Genomic DNA, 14,785 nt, shown 5'->3' with positions numbered 1-14,785 from the left:
AAAATGAAGTATAAAAGATCGCTTGACTTTCTTGGTTATGCTGCATTTATTTGGTCGGTTTTATTTGGTTTGATTCATGTTTATTGGGCTTTCGGGGGAATCCTATTGTTTGATGGGCAAAGTATGAAAATAGGTAGTTTATTGTTTTTCATTAATATAGCAGCGATCATTTTAAGTGTTTTAGCTGCAATCCTTGCCTTTGCTTTCGTTCAAGCTTGGGGTAAAAAGATTCCGTCATGGATGCTCCTAAGTGCAGCTGGGACTGCATGTGGCGTCTTGGGTATAAGGGGCAGTGTTGGCATTTGGCAAACATTTCAGCTCTCGATCAATGATATTCCCCTCATATTACTAATCTTTGAGCCGTTATTCGTAGCAGGTGGAATATTATATGGCGCTCTAGCAGTTGTTTATAGGTTATCACAACAAAGAAATATAAAGGTGTAAAAATGCATTGTCCCAATTCAAAAGGGATCCGAAAAGTAATTTACTAACATGAAAAAGCTTCAATTTACTATTTAATCGGTATCCTTTACCCAGATTTAGGGCTAAGGTAGACATTTACGAATTTTGAATCCACATTGGCTATATTTTTTAATTGAAGCCCCAGTATTGCAGAATATGCCGCTATTGCGGCATAGCTATGTTCTGGAATCAGGCCAGGTGTTGCATAATTAAAATATCGAAATCAATTTGGGGGAATGGACTGTATGGGGAAAAACGGAGTTAAAAAACTGCAGACTTATTTGTTTGTGGTGATTATTACTGTTAATTTGAGAAGGGAGAATGTCCTTTGGGCTTAAAACATGAGAGACATATAAGGTCAGATATAACTAATAAAACTTATTTGACTAAAGGATGGGGTTATGTTGCAGCGCTAGCGCTGTTGCCGTATGCGATGTTAAAATCGCTTTGGGCGTGGGGATCAACGGTAGGACTAACAACAAAACAGGCTGTACAAAATGTGGCGGGGTTTGGTGACACATTAAAGGAAGGGCCTGCTTTTCTATATACGTTATATACCATTGGAATAGACTTCACAGCTGTTTTGGCGATATTGGCATCTTTATTTGCTTTAGCTCTCGTGACTTCCTGGGGGGAGAAACTGCCAAAAGGGTTATTAATTATACTTGGATGGTCAGTTGGGGTGTTAACGGTTCTAATTTGCTTCTTGACAACACTTCAATTTTTAGGAGTACTCCCAAAAGGATACACCGAAGGGTTAGCTATTTGGGTGTATGTGGTAACGTACGGAGGATTACTCTTGTGGGGAGTAACTGTATTTATAGCTACAGTGTCTTTCCAGCATCGGATTAAAAAAAATAGTCCTAAAAAATGATGTTAGGAAATAACCAATTTCAAGTGCTTATCTTAAATATTCTTTCTGTGTTGGTGTTTTGGGCCAGTTCTATAATATCAGACGCTTTTCTGGAACAAGTGAACAGCAGCGCCTGATATTATAGAATTGAGCCAGATTGTTGAGTAAATAAGGGTTATATTTGGAGGGGATGTTAGTGTATAACGTTGGAATAAGAAGACCACGAATTGAAGACAGTGAAGAGCTGAACCAATTTTTTAGTACAGTGATAAGGGATACATTTGCTAGAGAAGGTTTATCGGAATGGCATGATGATATAGAAAATGAAATTGAAGCCAAGAAGCAATACTTGAAATATGACCTTGATAGCAACGGGAAAAGTCGCTATTTTTTGATTGCGTTTGATAAAAAAAGTAATAAGGTTATTGGTACAATTGAATACGGTCAAGCCAGTGAACTGATTAATATTTGTACAAATGGTGCTTTAAAAGGGATGTTTGAAATTGGGACTGTATTTGTGCTTCCTGGTTATCAAAGCCGTGGTATAGGAACTTTGCTTTTAAATGCAATGTTTTTGACCTTTCTTGGGAACGGGGTCCAAGAATTTTGTTTAGATAGTGGATATACCAATTCACAAAAAATATGGGAAAGGAAATTTGGCAAACCTGATTATTTGCTAAAGGATTATTGGTCACAGGGAACAGATCATATGATTTGGAAAAGAAGTACTAAGGATATGACTATAATATTTAAGTAACACAATACATTAGTTGGGCCTATACAACAAACCGGTGCATTTGTTTCGAATCAATAGTAGAAAATGATCAAACTTTATTATAAAATTGCACAATATTTCACAAAGAATTGACCCGTTTTGATCAATCTTTTTTCAAAACGGGTTCTTTTCATTTGCCTTAAAACGTGGGTTTACTTGTTGTTTTTGGTCAAAATTTATTCCAAAACTACACAAGTTTGCGTAAGTTTAAAATAAAGCAACGAAGCTTTGCCTCTTTAGATTGTAATTTGTCTATAGGGGTTTTTTTATGGTAAAGGTAAGACAAGATTATACCGAAACCGGCCCAGATTGTGTAGTATAATTATGTTAAAGCAAATGAAATTAAAATTTAAAGGGGAATGTCCTATGAGTACTCATTTTGTTAAAGTAACTCAACCAACTCCAGAACTTGTAGATATTTTTAATCGCTGGGAGAATAATCCTGATTTGATTCCCCTGACACGGCCCAACTCAAACCAGTCAGAACTGGAAAGCCGGCAAATTGTTACGTTAGAGAATTTGACACAGCGCTTAAAACGTCAATACCTATATCTTATATATGATGATAACCGCTTGATTGGCGAAATGAACTATATGATTGATCCAAAACATCTTTACAAAAAGGAACCGGGAACTGCATGGATAGCGATAACGATTGGTGATTCTGAAGGTCGAGGCAGAGGAGTAGGTTACGAAGGCCTGCAATATTTGGAGACAGAGATTAAGGGAAGTGGCCTTAAGCGTATTGAATTAGGTGTGTTTGAGTTTAATATAGCAGGACAGAAGTTGTATCAGAAGCTTGGTTACAAAGAAATTGGGCGTATAAAAGATTTTACCTATTATCAAAATAAAATGTGGTCTGATATCCGTATGGAAAAGTATGTATAAAAAAACAGCTCAAAGATTCCATCCAATACTCCAATTAGCATTCAAGTAAATCAGATCAAGACGATTGTCGGCCCATCAGAGGCTGGAATTATTAGAGAAAATCTTAAAAATTCCAATCATGATAAGGCAATAGAATTATATTATGAAAAATATAGTGAAAAGCACAGAGAACTTGTTTTGGATAATGAGAAAATTAGCGACTTACTTTTGCAATCAATAAGCGATGGCTATAAATTAGGAATTGTGACTGGGAAAGCAAGAAGAAGTCTGCTTATTTCTTTAGAATGCCTTCATATGAATGACCTATTTGATGTAATCATTACTGGTGATGATGTTGCTATGTCAAAGCCTCATCCAGAGGGAGTAAATAAGACTTTGGAACAGCTTAACATAAAAAATACCGAGGGTGTTTTCCTGGGAGATAGTGATGCTGACATTTTGGCTGGTAAACAAGCCAATGTACATACAATCGAAGCCCAATGGCTGCCCCAATTACCAGACATTAGAGTTTCATAGTCAACCAGACCAGATGTTTAGTAGTGTAGATGATTTCATGCAATACTTACAAACTTAAGGATAGGAACAATTGTGAATACAAGTAAAGTTTGGATAAATGGCTTTTTGGACTTTTAGTTGTATTGACAACATCTTTCATAGGGCTTTCTTTCATAATCGGAAAGATTTGAACTTGAGTGTGCTGTACTGACTATACTGGTTGCGAGACGATTCCTCTTGGCAGGTGTTATGGGACATATCTTTGAAGATCCTCTTGATGTAGGTTTGTCTTTTTTGCGAGCGGATGGTCCGAAGTTACAAAAGGTGGAAGAGTTCTTACATGCTATTTTGAAAGGAATAAGTCCTTTCAGATGTATACTATTTATATAATTTAAACGAAAGGTGTGATGGCTTATGGCATATAAACTTAGATATAGAAGCGTTGGTCATTGGAAAAACTATGCTAAGGAGGCATTACATTGGAAATTGATGAAAACAAACTTCAATCAGAAACGGAAAGATTGGTATTAAGACCGTTAAAGAACGGGGATTATAATCGTTGGCTGGAGGGTTGTCGTGACAGATTACCTTCTCAGTATAAATACGACGACGATAAAATGGATTTGAGCGGATGGACGCAAGAAAAATTCAATGATAAGGTAGTTTCAAAATTTAAAGAGTATGCTGATAGGGACGAAGTGTATGTATTTGGTATCTTTCGAAAGTCAGATCAAAAACAACTTGGTAAGGTTGAACTTGAAACGATTATAAGAGATGAATTTCAATGGGGACTTTTAGGCTACACTATTCACAACCAATTTTGGAGGAATGGTTATGGGAAAGAAGCAGTAAAAGCTGCTCTTAATATCGCTTTTAAAAATCTTGCATTCCATCGTATTGAGGCTCACATCAATATTGATAACGAACCTTCCTTAAAGCTTGCAAAGAGCGTAGGCATGAAATTTGAATGTATTAGAAAAGGTTTTATATTTGAATTTGGTGCATGGACCGATAATATGGTGTTTTATATGAACTCCAAATAAGAGGTCACAACGGGCGTAACTCAGTTTATTTGAACTTGCGTCCATAACGCCGTTAGTGGGTATTTTTAAGGAAATTCCTTTAATCAGTTCCAGTTAGTGTAGGATTTTTTTGAAACGGGTATAGTAATTGTAGACATCTCAGTAAGGGATGAAAACATGAAATACTGGTAATGTGACCTGAGTTTGATGATTGACCGGCAGCTTTTTGCTGGAAACACTGTTAGACGAAGACGACCTGTTGATTTTATATTGGAAGACAGGAAGAAAGTAACTTTTCTATCAAACTCAACTTACATTATAAAGGTTTTAAAGGAGATGAGATTGTGACTGTTAATAATAATGGTTTTACTCTAAATGACGGGACCGTGCTTCCTTCTATAGGATTAGGCACGATTGGTATCGACGGTGACCAGGGCACATTTGAAATCTTAAACGCCTTGAACCTGGGATACCGTTTAATTGATACGTCAACAAACTATAATAATGAAGGTATTGTCGGTGAAGCTGTACGTCGATCCGCACTGCCCAGAGAAGAAATTTTAGTCAGCGCGAAATTGCCCGGCTCTCACCATGAATATGACAAGGCGTTTATCTTTATACAAGAATCTTTACGTCGCACGGGGCTAAAATATTTTGACAAGTATTTAATTCATTGGCCGAACCCTAAAGACGATAAATATTTAGAAGCTTGGAAGGCTTTAGTGGATGCTCAAAAACAAGGATTAATCAGAACCATCGGTGTTTCGAACTTTGAACCAGAACATTTGGAAAATATTATTGAAGAAACAGGTGTGACTCCTGCTACAAATCAGGTAGAGCGCCATCCGTATTTTAATAATAAGCGTATGGTTGAAGAAAATAAAAAACGAGGTATTCTTACGGAAGCCTGGAGTCCATTTGGACGGGGTTATCTGAATGACGTACTGGAAAATGCCACAATTAAAGAAATTGCGGATAAATACGATAAAACTCCGGCACAGATTATTTTAAACTGGAATTATCAGGCCGGCGTATTTGCCATTCCAAAATCAAGTAATCCAACGCATCAAAGAGAAAATATCAATAGTACCAGCTTTGAATTAGATTCGGAGGATATTTCCAAAATTGATTCCTTGGATAAAGGGGAGGCTGGCCGTGTAGAAGGGCAGGATCCCTATGAATATCATGAATATGTATAGACAGGATACTATATGAGTATTGTATTCGGTTTGAAACAGAAAAATACACTATCTGAGTTAGATATTTTGGAGCAATAGATAAAAGGCAGGCCTGTTTTAAGCAGACCTGCCTTTTATTTTTAAAACGTGTTCCGTTAATGTGAATTGTGAAAGAACGATTAATTTAAATAACTTTACTGTCATTACACAAATGTGTAGAAGTAATAATGTTGATAAAGAAATTGCGGAGTCTTATCTCTTTGGATATGATTATCAAAAGGGATGTTTTTGTGTTGTTGTAGGAATTGATTAGCAAAGGAAGGGTGCATAAATGAATAATATTTTTAATCCATTGCATATGGAGGAGATATTAAAACGTATTGACAAATTAAGTCCAGAGTCAAAAGCACAATGGGGGAAAATGGCTGTTGCTCAAATGTTAGCTCATTGCTCAGCGTTCCAGGACATTGCAATGGGAAATTCTTTTCCAAAGAGAGGATGGTTAGGAATAATGGTAGGACGATTTGCGAAACCTATTTTTTATAATGATAAACCGGTACCTCATAATATGTCCACTATACCGACCATTTTAATCACGGACGAAAAAGAATTTAAAACAGAAAAAGAAATACTGAAGCAAAAGATTATAACGTTCCAAAAGAATGGTCCGGAGAAGTGTACAACTCATCCCCATGCTTTTTTCGGTAAATTCACCTCTGAACAATGGGGAAAAGGAATTTACAAGCATCTTGACCATCATTTAAGGCAGTTTGGAGTTTAGCCAGTATTTATAAATATAAATAAAAGCTGTCCAAAGAGAAAAGCAATAAAGTATTTTTTTGACTAAAAATAATAAAAAATAAAAATATGTTCAAACTTGAAGGCTTTAACGATATATTCCAACCAGGCCTTCATTCTTTATGTCTGTATCTGTCATAGAAACCACGAATAATCCCAGCTTCATGTCCCCATTTTTTAAGTCCATTACAGCGTTTTGATTAATATAAAGTAATAAAATCTTGTTTGAAAATCTATGTTCCAATTAGTAAAATATGGTACTGTTTAAGCAAAGGCTTTATAGAAATTGAATCATATAGTTTGCAGTCATAGAAAACATTAATTATTTTATATACATTTAACTAATTTCAAAAACGACTGAGGAAAGAATCTAACAGTTGAAAATTAGAAGTGCTGACTCAATAACCCTTCAGCATTCGTTTAGAACGGCTTGTAAGGAGGACAATAAATTAATGGATGAATTAAAAAGAACGCTTAAAAACAATCCGGCAGATAAAGTGAATTCACTTTTATATCAAACGGATTTAAAAAGTAATAACAATGGTCAGGCCATACATATTCTTTTTGGCGATTCGGCGTCTGGGAGCTTGAAATGGGCTTTGAAAGAAAAGGGTATACAAGATAAGGAAAAAGTTATCTCCCTTTCAGATTTATTTTCTATCGGCCCGGTTTGGCAATTGCATGATAAAGCAGGGCTTGACCAAAGAAATGATTGGATAAAAAATCACCTCATCCTGGATGATGATATAAATGAAGTTCAGCTCCATTTCAATAATACACTTTCCATGATAAACGCTATTCCCGAAAACGATTGTTATCCGTTACACACAGGAGAAATTATACCTGAAAAATTGATGATGATTTATGAAAAAAGAAGAAAGGTTCCGGTATTAAGCCAAGAACAACGTAAAAAATTTGAAGAGGAATGGAAAGAGTTAGCTGCTACGCGAAAAGTTCTGAGAGCGTGGGAAAATAAAGAAATAAAGAGTGTCGATGACGACTATTATGATGACTTTATAATCAAACAAGGCAAAAAAGCTGCATCGAGAGCAAGATAGTACTGAATTTATTCCATCTGCACGTCTAATTGGTGAAGTTATCGGCTATTTAGGTCAATATATTAGTGATGTGTATGTAGAGTTTAGAGTAAGATATTTAATCGAAAATGGCATTTTTGAAATAAAAGGTGTTCCAAAAGCAATGCGGTTTTATAGTGTGAAACTCAAATAGATTCTTTTACAGATTATAGTGGCATATAAATCTAATGGATACTGCCATATAACTGGTTTGTTTATTAATCTAAAGAGGAGGGCAATTAATGGATAATCAATATTTTGTAGGTTGGGGTACATTAGCGTTAATAAATGCTGGACTTGCACAAGGGAAAAACAGAACAGGCTTGAACTGGTTTTTGCTGTCTCTTGTATTAGGCCCGATAGCAACGTTAATTTTGTTATTCGCTGAGAAGAGAAGTGAATAGTTAAATAGTGAGATTACCAATAATCGAATCATTTATTTTATAGAATAGAAAAAGGAGAGACAAGAATTTAAATATAGTTTAGAAAAGCCTTTCGTACTTTGGGGATTCGGGAGTATTATTATCGGATTGTTACTATTATTTTCAGGTATTGTTATAGCATCTAAGCCAGTTCAGTATATCGGTGTGATTATGATATTTATTAGCTGGTTGACTACTAGTGCTGTAAGCTGGAAAAAAGGGGTAACAAATTTCAAAAAAAGTACTGCATTAGTTTTGCTGGGATTAATCGGAATAATTGCTTATGCTGCTTATATTTAAGCTGACTGCCAGCAATTAAGAATCTAATATTATAGTCCCGACTGGGGAAATGTAGTATTGTACAAAGATTTGGTAGTCTTATTACATAATTTAATGAAGATATATATTAAACAGTAATTAAAGTTGTAGAGAACTCCAATAAATCCGGAGATCTTTGCAACTTTTGATATTTAATCAAGGAGCAAATTTTCAGTTTCAACTTTAAAGTTCTCAAATAAACTGGAAGATACTTTCTCATTCTCGTTGAGTAAATTAAATTGTACCTCTCCAATTTCATCAAGCGTATCAATCATGACACGTTTCTCCATTGGATCAACAATCCAATATTCCTTCACTCCATATTCCATATATAAATTCAACTTCGAAGTGAATTAGATATTGATTATTCTAAGTAAATGGAATATAATGGCGTAATATTTATTTTTAAATAGGGGGGTAATGATGAAGCAGGAAGCCGCTGTTAAGGTTATTTCACAGAGTTTAAGGAAAGATAAACTTGTAAAGGCGATCTTTTTAAAAGGCTCGATGGGAAGAAGGGAGCATGATGAATATTCGGATATAGATCTTTACTGCTTGGTAGATGAAGAAGATGAAGAGCAATTTTTGACAAAACGATTAATGCATTTAGAGTCCTATAGAAAGATATTATTCTATGAAGATTTTTTTATCATTGCGCCTCAAATAATAGCAGTCTTTGATAACCTTCTTCATGTAGATTTATTTACTGTTACAGAAAGTAGTTTCAAAGAAAAGGATTTTTTCCATGTGTTACATGACCCTGAAGGAAGGCTGACTAAATTTCAATCGACTCAAAATCTATCTCTTTCTTTAGAAGAGTTTAGTGGCTATGCCTATAATGTAGCTTGGTATCTATTTCAATATAGTAAGGCAGAACAGAGGGGAAATGACTTATGGGCTGTGGAGATGCTGCAACACGTTATGGTCAACCTATCTAAGGTATTATTACATAGATATAGACCTGAAAAAGCACAATTAGGATTAAAAAGTCTTGAATCACAATTACCGCCTATGCAACTGAATAAAGTAAAAACAATTTTCATGCATATAACGCCTAACTCCCATAACAAGGCAGTGTATTACTTAATTAAATTATTGAGTGATGAAAACGATTGGATAGAATCAAAGGTAGAAAAGGGTTCCCAAGCAGCCCCATTTATAAGCATGATGATAACCAAGCTAAACCAGCAAAAAAGTGAAGGAAAAGGCAGTGAAGGTTAAGCGAGAGAACGCGAAGTAATGTAAGGAGTAATATTTATCTTAACAACAGAGTAGGTTATTAGAACATTCTATTAATCTAATATTCAAAATAGGAGGCGCACAAGATTGATTAAATATCCATTCTTAGAAAAAGGTATGACGATAGGAGTAACTGCACCATCATCCGGAGTGCCAAGTGAATTACATGAATTGTTAAATTCAGCGTTGAAAAGTATGGAAAAGAAGGGTTTTCACATTGAATGTGGTGACACTCCTTGGACTCAGGATAAGGCAAAGTCTGCATTTGCAAAAAAACGTGCAGAAGAATTTAATGATATGATGCTTAATGAAGATGTTAACCTGATTATTCCTCCCTGGGGTGGAGAACTACTTATTGAAACGCTAGAGCATATTGATTTTAAAAATATACAGAACAAATGGGTCTTGGGCTATTCTGACATTAGTTTATTATTGTTAGCTATTACTTTAAATACAGGTATCGCTACTGCTCATGGAACAAATTTAATAGATTTGAGAGGGGATTATTCTGATGATACGACTGCAATGTGGCAATCTGTTTTATCCACCAAAACAGGCGGATCAATTCTCCAGCATTCATCAAAGAAATATCAAAAGGAATGGCAATTTGATAAACCTACTCCTCATATTTTCAATCTAACAGAGAATACTTATTGGAAGTCAACTGCAAATCATAAAGTTAAGGTTCGGGGGAGATTACTTGGTGGATGTATTGATACGATAAGACATTTAATTGGTACACCATACGGGGATGTACAGTATTTTAAAAATAACTATATTGCTGGAGATTCTGTTATATGGTTTCTCGAAAATTGTGAGTTATCAACCACTGACTTGCGCAGGACTTTAATACAAATGAAATTGGCTGGTTGGTTTAATAATTGTAATGGTATCGTTTTTGGAAGGAGTTCGGCTAATACACCTGTCGCAAATTATACAGTTGACAACGTTTATAAAGAGCTTTCCGATGAACTTCAAATTCCTATAATTTACGATATTGATTGTGGTCATGTACCACCACAAATTACTTTTATAAATGGAGCATTCGCTGAAATAGAAGTCGATAATGGAAAAGGTACTGTATTACAAACCTTTAACTAAAATGTTCTTATTTAAAGCTGTTTCTGTTGGAGGTGGAATTACTAATTGGACGACCAATTATGTAAATACAGACATACCTTATTTTATTCGGACGTATTTAGGAAATACCCCATGGAATGATCCGGAAATATATTCGAAAACATCACCGATGTCATATATTAAAACAGCCCGTACCCCTACATTAATCCAGCATGGCGAAATGGATGCAAGAGTCCCGTCTGTAAATGCTTATGAGTTATATCAAGGATTAAGGGATATGGAGGTTGATACAGAATTAATCATATTTAATGGGATGGCATATAGTCCTGAACAGCCGGGGATTAGTCAGGCTATAATGAGGCAGAATTTGATGTGGTTTTCGCATTATATTCTTGGGGAAGATATGAAGGGTTTTAGTTATTTTAATCAATAAATATTTTTGTCAGGTCTGGTTTACCTATACTGTTATTGGGGGAAAATATATAGACATGCTAATTTGAATGGAGGAATATAACATGGGCAAAACAATTTTCATTACTGGTGCAGGCTCTGGATTTGGCAGAGGTACTGCAATTGGTCTCGCTAAAAATGGCCATCGTGTAATTGCCGCAACAGAGCTGGCTTCCCAAAAAACAGACCTTTTACAGGAAGTAAATGACTTGGAGCTGGGTGTAGAGGTGATTAAAATTGATATTACCAACTCTTTAGATCTGGAACAAATTGAGAAGTATGATTTTGACGTATTTGTTGCAAATGCTGCCATTAATGAACGTGGCCCACTCGGGGAAATACCGATGGACCGGTTTCGGGCGCTTTTTGAGGTGAATGTTTTTGCGGGGTTAGAAACAGTACAGATAGCTGCACGGAAGCTGGTTAAAAAGGGGAGCGGGAAAATCGTCATTATGAGTTCACGATCTGGAATTGTAGCAACTCCATACAGCGGTCCGTATGAAGCTACAAAGCACGCGATTGAAGCAATTGCCCATGTTCTGCAGCAGGAGCTTAAAGGATTTGGAGTACAAGTTGCCACCATCAACCCTGGTTCCTTCCACACAGGTTTTAATGATCGAGCTGCAGATGAGCTATGGAAATGGTACGATGAAGAGAAAAATTTTACGAAGAAAGAGGATATAAAAAAAGAGGAAGAGGGGTTAAAGGATCAATTTGATCCGGAAGGTATGATTGCGAAAATGGTAGAAGTCATTCCAGCTGATCATCATAAATTCCGAACCGTATACCCACAGCAAACGGTAAATGAGATGAAGCAGGAAGAAAAAAAGTGGTGGGATCTGGATATTTAAGTGAGATGCCATTAAAAGCATATTTTCTGTTTCAATTTTAAAGTTTTTAAATAACCTGGAAGTCGCTTTCTTATTATCGCTGACTAAATCAAATTGCACTTCTCCATTTTCATCAAGCGTATAAATCATGATACGTTTAATCAAATCGTACAATACATTATTATAAAGTTAATACCGATGATAGAAAATACGAGGTGCTGAAGATGTGATATACCTCCTTCAATGTTTACTTTGAAGGAGGTATATCATTAATGTCTATTTTAAAAATTTAAAGCTGCAAAAATATTTTACGGATACGTTCATATCAGCTCCTTATTATCCTAAAATTCCACGATAACATCCTGGCGTAACTTCAAATAAGTTCTATCCAGATAGAGCACAGAGTACTGTATTTTTAGACTTTTATGCCATTTTTCTATTGTCGATTCTGTGATATTGCTTAACGTCGCTGCCAAGTGCGATGTTCCTAGCATAAGTTCCATCATAAAATAAAGGTTATTTTAGTACTTGTAAAGGTAAAGAAGAAAAAGTATGTTCTTCACGCTTCTGGTTGCATTCAAGATTACTTGCATGTTTATAATAATATTATATTTAAAGAAATGAATGGTGAGTATTCATTTGGTACAATTTTTAAAAGTTATCATGGTGGAATGTAGAACTTAATCAGGTTGGTTCTTCATCAATGCCGTCTTCTTACAGTATAAACGGCTACAAGGCTCCCTTAAGTATGCGGTGTCGCAGGACTGCGATTACTCGTCTCACGGAAAATTTTTGTGTGTTGAGAATTTATACTAAGTAAAATGTTACATTATTGTTTTGCTGGAAATGGCGCACAGAAGAAAATGAGAAACAGGTGGTGTGAAAATATGCTGACAATTAAAGAGGCTTCTGAGAAAACAGAAGTCCCGGCATCAACCATTCGTTATTATGATAATGAAGGGCTTTTGCCATTTATTGAGCGGAATGAAAGTGGTTACAGGATGTTTAAAGAAGAAGATTTATTCTGGCTGGAGTTAATAGGCTGTATGCGTGCAACGGGAATGTCTATTGAAATATTAAGGCATGTGGCGCACTTACACATGAAAGGGGATAGCACTTTAGAAGAAAGAACACAAATTTTTCGGGGGCATCAGGAAAAACTACAGAAACAGAAACAGGATATTGATATAGCGTTGGACAAGTTAACCAAGAAAATGAAAATACTGGATGAAGAGAGACCATCTAAAAAAACCTCTCAGATTTAAATTTCTGAGAGGTTTTCATATGATTCATTTGGCATTTTGCAGTAGCTTTTTACGAACAACATTTTCTTCCGAATCAACAACAGATGTAAAACCAAATGAAGATGCTAGTTCTTTTTGGAGCTGTCCCGACTCTCGTCCAAGCATTTCTTTCGTATTCACTACTACACCAATTGCAAAGATATCATGATGGTAAAGACCTTGTTCATGTGACAATTCAATCATTTTTTTCGTTAAATCATTAACGAAAGATTCTTTAGAGATGGAAACTTTTCTGCTTGCATTTACATCCCCAGTGGAAGCCAAAATAGATATCGTCGTTTCCAGTGGAGCATATTCGGCAAAAAAACAATGCATAGAGATCTCCTCCTTTTGATTAACGGGTTGTATACCCTCCATTAGCAAATATGGTTTGACCATTAATCCACCATCCGTCTGTTGTCAAAAATTTAACTATTGGAGCGATATCTTCAATTTGAGTTAATTGATTATGAAGTGCTTGTGACTTATGAAATGCTACTCTTTCCTCCGTTTCTTGCGGATAAAAGAAAGGCGTATCCATTGGGCCAGGAGCAATATTATTGACGGATATTCCCCGGCTCATTAGTTCTGCCGAAGCAGCTCGTGTATAGTGTTCAACAGATGCCTTTTCGCCCGCATACGTGGAGTACCCCCCGGTATAAGCAGCTAATAATGCTGTGACGATCGTAACGATTTTCCCGTTGTCGTTCATATGCTTTGCAGCTTCTTTGATAAAAAAGTAGGCAGTTTTTGCATTAATCTGTTGCATACTATCATATTCTTCCTCAGACGTTTCTACAATCGGTTTGCGAAGAACTTTGCCGGTTGTATTAATAGCAATATCAATGTTGCCATACTGACTTACGGCAAAATCGAACAGTTCTTCCATTTTAGCTAGGCTTGTTAAATCACCTTGAAATAATACAGCTTCCCCGTCATTATCCTTAATCAATTCAACGGTTTGCTTTGCTTCTTCCTCAGAGGAAGAACTGTGATAATGCACGACTACTTTTGCTCCATCATGTGCATAACTCTTGCTTATCAAAGCGCCAAGGTTTTTCCCGCCGCCTGCAACAACTACTACTTTATCTTTCAATGTATCAAATTTTGCCATGATCATTACCTCCTTAATTTAATGCACTTAGAGTATAAACCTTGAAGTGCGCTTGAAGGCAATAAAAAATTTAAAAATACTTTATAAATTGAATGAGATATTAACTTCAGTAAAGATGAAGTGGTTTCCGTTTTATTTTAGATGAAAGACATAGAGTGCTTGAAAAAATAAATGAAAAAACATATTTCCTAAGTGCTGTAACGTGTGGATTATTTATTATGGACGCGGTTGCTTACAGTATCATATAAGCGGGGAAACATTCATAGTACACAAACACAGTGAAACCAAACAATAGCGAGGTATTTGCTGTTGTTTGGCCATCTTTTATTATTTAACTCAACTTTTGCACCTGAGAGTAGTATCTATACCTTCCTATTCCAGGGGGGAACATTTTCTTCATTATCCTGCTTGTATTTTATTAAATCATCCACCGTCCTTATTTAAAATAAAAAGCGAATTCTTATTAAAGATAAACTGATATACCTATTAGTTTGTTTCAAGT

The 14,785-nt window shown here is 35.7% G+C and carries 20 protein-coding genes and 1 pseudogene; 17 read left to right on the top strand and 4 right to left on the bottom strand.

The features are described from left to right. The first annotated feature begins 3 nt into the window (after positions 1-3). From IEX29_RS23240 to IEX29_RS23205, 8 genes are all read left to right on the top strand, one after another. Positions 4-444, top strand: coding sequence for a DUF3995 domain-containing protein (locus IEX29_RS23240; protein WP_188737720.1), 441 nt, complete (start codon positions 4-6; stop codon positions 442-444). A 346-nt stretch (positions 445-790) separates the two neighbouring features. Next, the gene (locus tag IEX29_RS23235) at positions 791-1,336 is read left to right on the top strand and encodes a hypothetical protein (protein ID WP_188737718.1); all 546 of its coding nucleotides are present in this window, start codon (positions 791-793) and stop codon (positions 1,334-1,336) included. A gap of 175 nt (positions 1,337-1,511) precedes the next feature. Then, on the top strand, positions 1,512-2,072 hold the full coding sequence (locus tag IEX29_RS23230; RefSeq protein ID WP_188737716.1) for a GNAT family N-acetyltransferase: 561 nt from the start codon (positions 1,512-1,514) through the stop codon (positions 2,070-2,072). A gap of 384 nt (positions 2,073-2,456) precedes the next feature. After that, a complete protein-coding gene (locus IEX29_RS23225; protein ID WP_188737714.1) occupies positions 2,457-2,978 on the top strand; it encodes a GNAT family N-acetyltransferase in 522 nt (173 codons plus the stop codon). Between the two features lie 15 nt (positions 2,979-2,993). Continuing rightward, positions 2,994-3,494: an HAD-IA family hydrolase gene (locus IEX29_RS23220; RefSeq protein ID WP_308423667.1), complete on the top strand. Its 501-nt coding sequence runs from the start codon at positions 2,994-2,996 to the stop codon at positions 3,492-3,494. 458 nt (positions 3,495-3,952) lie between these two features. Beyond that, on the top strand, positions 3,953-4,516 hold the full coding sequence (locus IEX29_RS23215) for a GNAT family N-acetyltransferase (protein WP_188737712.1): 564 nt from the start codon (positions 3,953-3,955) through the stop codon (positions 4,514-4,516). 323 nt (positions 4,517-4,839) lie between these two features. Then, the gene (locus IEX29_RS23210) at positions 4,840-5,694 is read left to right on the top strand and encodes an aldo/keto reductase (protein ID WP_188737710.1); all 855 of its coding nucleotides are present in this window, start codon (positions 4,840-4,842) and stop codon (positions 5,692-5,694) included. A gap of 310 nt (positions 5,695-6,004) precedes the next feature. Beyond that, entirely contained in the window at positions 6,005-6,454 is a 450-nt protein-coding gene (locus tag IEX29_RS23205; RefSeq protein ID WP_188737708.1) for a DUF1569 domain-containing protein, read from the top strand. Between the two features lie 105 nt (positions 6,455-6,559). Here the strand turns inward: IEX29_RS23205 and IEX29_RS26885 are convergent, their stop codons facing one another. Further along, positions 6,560-6,715 (bottom strand): hypothetical protein, encoded by a 156-nt coding sequence (locus IEX29_RS26885; RefSeq protein WP_229720348.1) that lies wholly within the window; start codon positions 6,713-6,715, stop codon positions 6,560-6,562. A 208-nt stretch (positions 6,716-6,923) separates the two neighbouring features. Between IEX29_RS26885 and IEX29_RS23200 the strand changes: the two genes are divergently transcribed. The 4 genes from IEX29_RS23200 to IEX29_RS23185 all read left to right on the top strand — a co-directional run bounded on the left by IEX29_RS23200 (position 6,924) and on the right by IEX29_RS23185 (position 8,269). Then, the gene (locus IEX29_RS23200) at positions 6,924-7,529 is read left to right on the top strand and encodes a DUF1835 domain-containing protein (protein ID WP_188737706.1); all 606 of its coding nucleotides are present in this window, start codon (positions 6,924-6,926) and stop codon (positions 7,527-7,529) included. After that, entirely contained in the window at positions 7,510-7,701 is a 192-nt protein-coding gene (locus IEX29_RS27275; protein WP_188737858.1) for a DUF3658 domain-containing protein, read from the top strand. The genes IEX29_RS23200 and IEX29_RS27275 overlap by 20 nt, the downstream gene beginning before the upstream one ends. Before the next feature lie 88 nt (positions 7,702-7,789). Next, positions 7,790-7,951 carry a hypothetical protein gene (locus IEX29_RS23190; RefSeq protein ID WP_188737705.1) on the top strand — a complete coding sequence of 54 codons (162 nt, stop codon included), beginning with the start codon at positions 7,790-7,792 and terminating at the stop codon, positions 7,949-7,951. Between the two features lie 126 nt (positions 7,952-8,077). Beyond that, a complete protein-coding gene (locus IEX29_RS23185) occupies positions 8,078-8,269 on the top strand; it encodes a hypothetical protein (protein WP_188737703.1) in 192 nt (63 codons plus the stop codon). 170 nt (positions 8,270-8,439) lie between these two features. On the opposite strand, the gene IEX29_RS23180 is transcribed toward IEX29_RS23185, so the two are convergent. Then, positions 8,440-8,628 (bottom strand): Uma2 family endonuclease, encoded by a 189-nt coding sequence (locus IEX29_RS23180; protein WP_268239113.1) that lies wholly within the window; start codon positions 8,626-8,628, stop codon positions 8,440-8,442. Positions 8,629-8,707: 79 nt separating this feature from the next. Between IEX29_RS23180 and IEX29_RS23175 the strand changes: the two genes are divergently transcribed. The 5 genes and pseudogenes from IEX29_RS23175 to IEX29_RS23155 all read left to right on the top strand — a co-directional run bounded on the left by IEX29_RS23175 (position 8,708) and on the right by IEX29_RS23155 (position 13,151). Then, positions 8,708-9,508, top strand: a complete 801-nt coding sequence (locus tag IEX29_RS23175; protein ID WP_308423666.1) for a nucleotidyltransferase domain-containing protein — start codon at positions 8,708-8,710, stop codon at positions 9,506-9,508. A 105-nt stretch (positions 9,509-9,613) separates the two neighbouring features. Next, positions 9,614-10,627, top strand: a complete 1,014-nt coding sequence (locus IEX29_RS23170) for a S66 family peptidase (protein WP_188737699.1) — start codon at positions 9,614-9,616, stop codon at positions 10,625-10,627. 10 nt (positions 10,628-10,637) lie between these two features. Continuing rightward, positions 10,638-11,039: pseudogene (locus tag IEX29_RS23165) on the top strand (alpha/beta hydrolase family protein); the annotation flags it as partial. A gap of 82 nt (positions 11,040-11,121) precedes the next feature. Then, positions 11,122-11,907 carry an SDR family oxidoreductase gene (locus IEX29_RS23160; protein ID WP_188737697.1) on the top strand — a complete coding sequence of 262 codons (786 nt, stop codon included), beginning with the start codon at positions 11,122-11,124 and terminating at the stop codon, positions 11,905-11,907. Between the two features lie 866 nt (positions 11,908-12,773). After that, entirely contained in the window at positions 12,774-13,151 is a 378-nt protein-coding gene (locus IEX29_RS23155) for a MerR family transcriptional regulator (RefSeq protein WP_188737695.1), read from the top strand. Positions 13,152-13,175: 24 nt separating this feature from the next. On the opposite strand, the gene IEX29_RS23150 is transcribed toward IEX29_RS23155, so the two are convergent. Then, positions 13,176-13,505, bottom strand: coding sequence for a hypothetical protein (locus tag IEX29_RS23150; RefSeq protein ID WP_188737693.1), 330 nt, complete (start codon positions 13,503-13,505; stop codon positions 13,176-13,178). Positions 13,506-13,524: 19 nt separating this feature from the next. Continuing rightward, positions 13,525-14,283, bottom strand: coding sequence for an SDR family oxidoreductase (locus IEX29_RS23145; protein WP_188737691.1), 759 nt, complete (start codon positions 14,281-14,283; stop codon positions 13,525-13,527). Between the last annotated feature and the right edge of the window lie 502 nt (positions 14,284-14,785).

This window comes from Oceanobacillus neutriphilus (genome assembly GCF_014645515.1).
In the GTDB taxonomy this organism is placed as follows: domain Bacteria; phylum Bacillota; class Bacilli; order Bacillales; family Amphibacillaceae; genus Oceanobacillus; species Oceanobacillus neutriphilus.
Note: the sequence above shows the minus strand (reverse complement) of the source record. Positions and strands in the feature narration are given on the sequence as shown.

Excerpts from the sequence above, each read along its gene's own strand:
- IEX29_RS23240 (WP_188737720.1), top strand. The coding sequence starts at position 4 with ATGAAGTATAAAAGATCGCTTGACTTTCTTGGTTATGCTGCATTTATT.
- IEX29_RS23225 (WP_188737714.1), top strand. The coding sequence starts at position 2,457 with ATGAGTACTCATTTTGTTAAAGTAACTCAACCAACTCCAGAACTTGTA.
- IEX29_RS23205 (WP_188737708.1), top strand. The coding sequence starts at position 6,005 with ATGAATAATATTTTTAATCCATTGCATATGGAGGAGATATTAAAACGT.
- IEX29_RS23200 (WP_188737706.1), top strand. The coding sequence starts at position 6,924 with ATGGATGAATTAAAAAGAACGCTTAAAAACAATCCGGCAGATAAAGTG.
- IEX29_RS23190 (WP_188737705.1), top strand. The coding sequence starts at position 7,790 with ATGGATAATCAATATTTTGTAGGTTGGGGTACATTAGCGTTAATAAAT.
- IEX29_RS23175 (WP_308423666.1), top strand. The coding sequence starts at position 8,708 with ATGATGAAGCAGGAAGCCGCTGTTAAGGTTATTTCACAGAGTTTAAGG.
- IEX29_RS23160 (WP_188737697.1), top strand. The coding sequence starts at position 11,122 with ATGGGCAAAACAATTTTCATTACTGGTGCAGGCTCTGGATTTGGCAGA.
- IEX29_RS23155 (WP_188737695.1), top strand. The coding sequence starts at position 12,774 with ATGCTGACAATTAAAGAGGCTTCTGAGAAAACAGAAGTCCCGGCATCA.
- IEX29_RS23150 (WP_188737693.1), bottom strand. The coding sequence starts at position 13,505 with ATGCATTGTTTTTTTGCCGAATATGCTCCACTGGAAACGACGATATCT.
- IEX29_RS23145 (WP_188737691.1), bottom strand. The coding sequence starts at position 14,283 with ATGGCAAAATTTGATACATTGAAAGATAAAGTAGTAGTTGTTGCAGGC.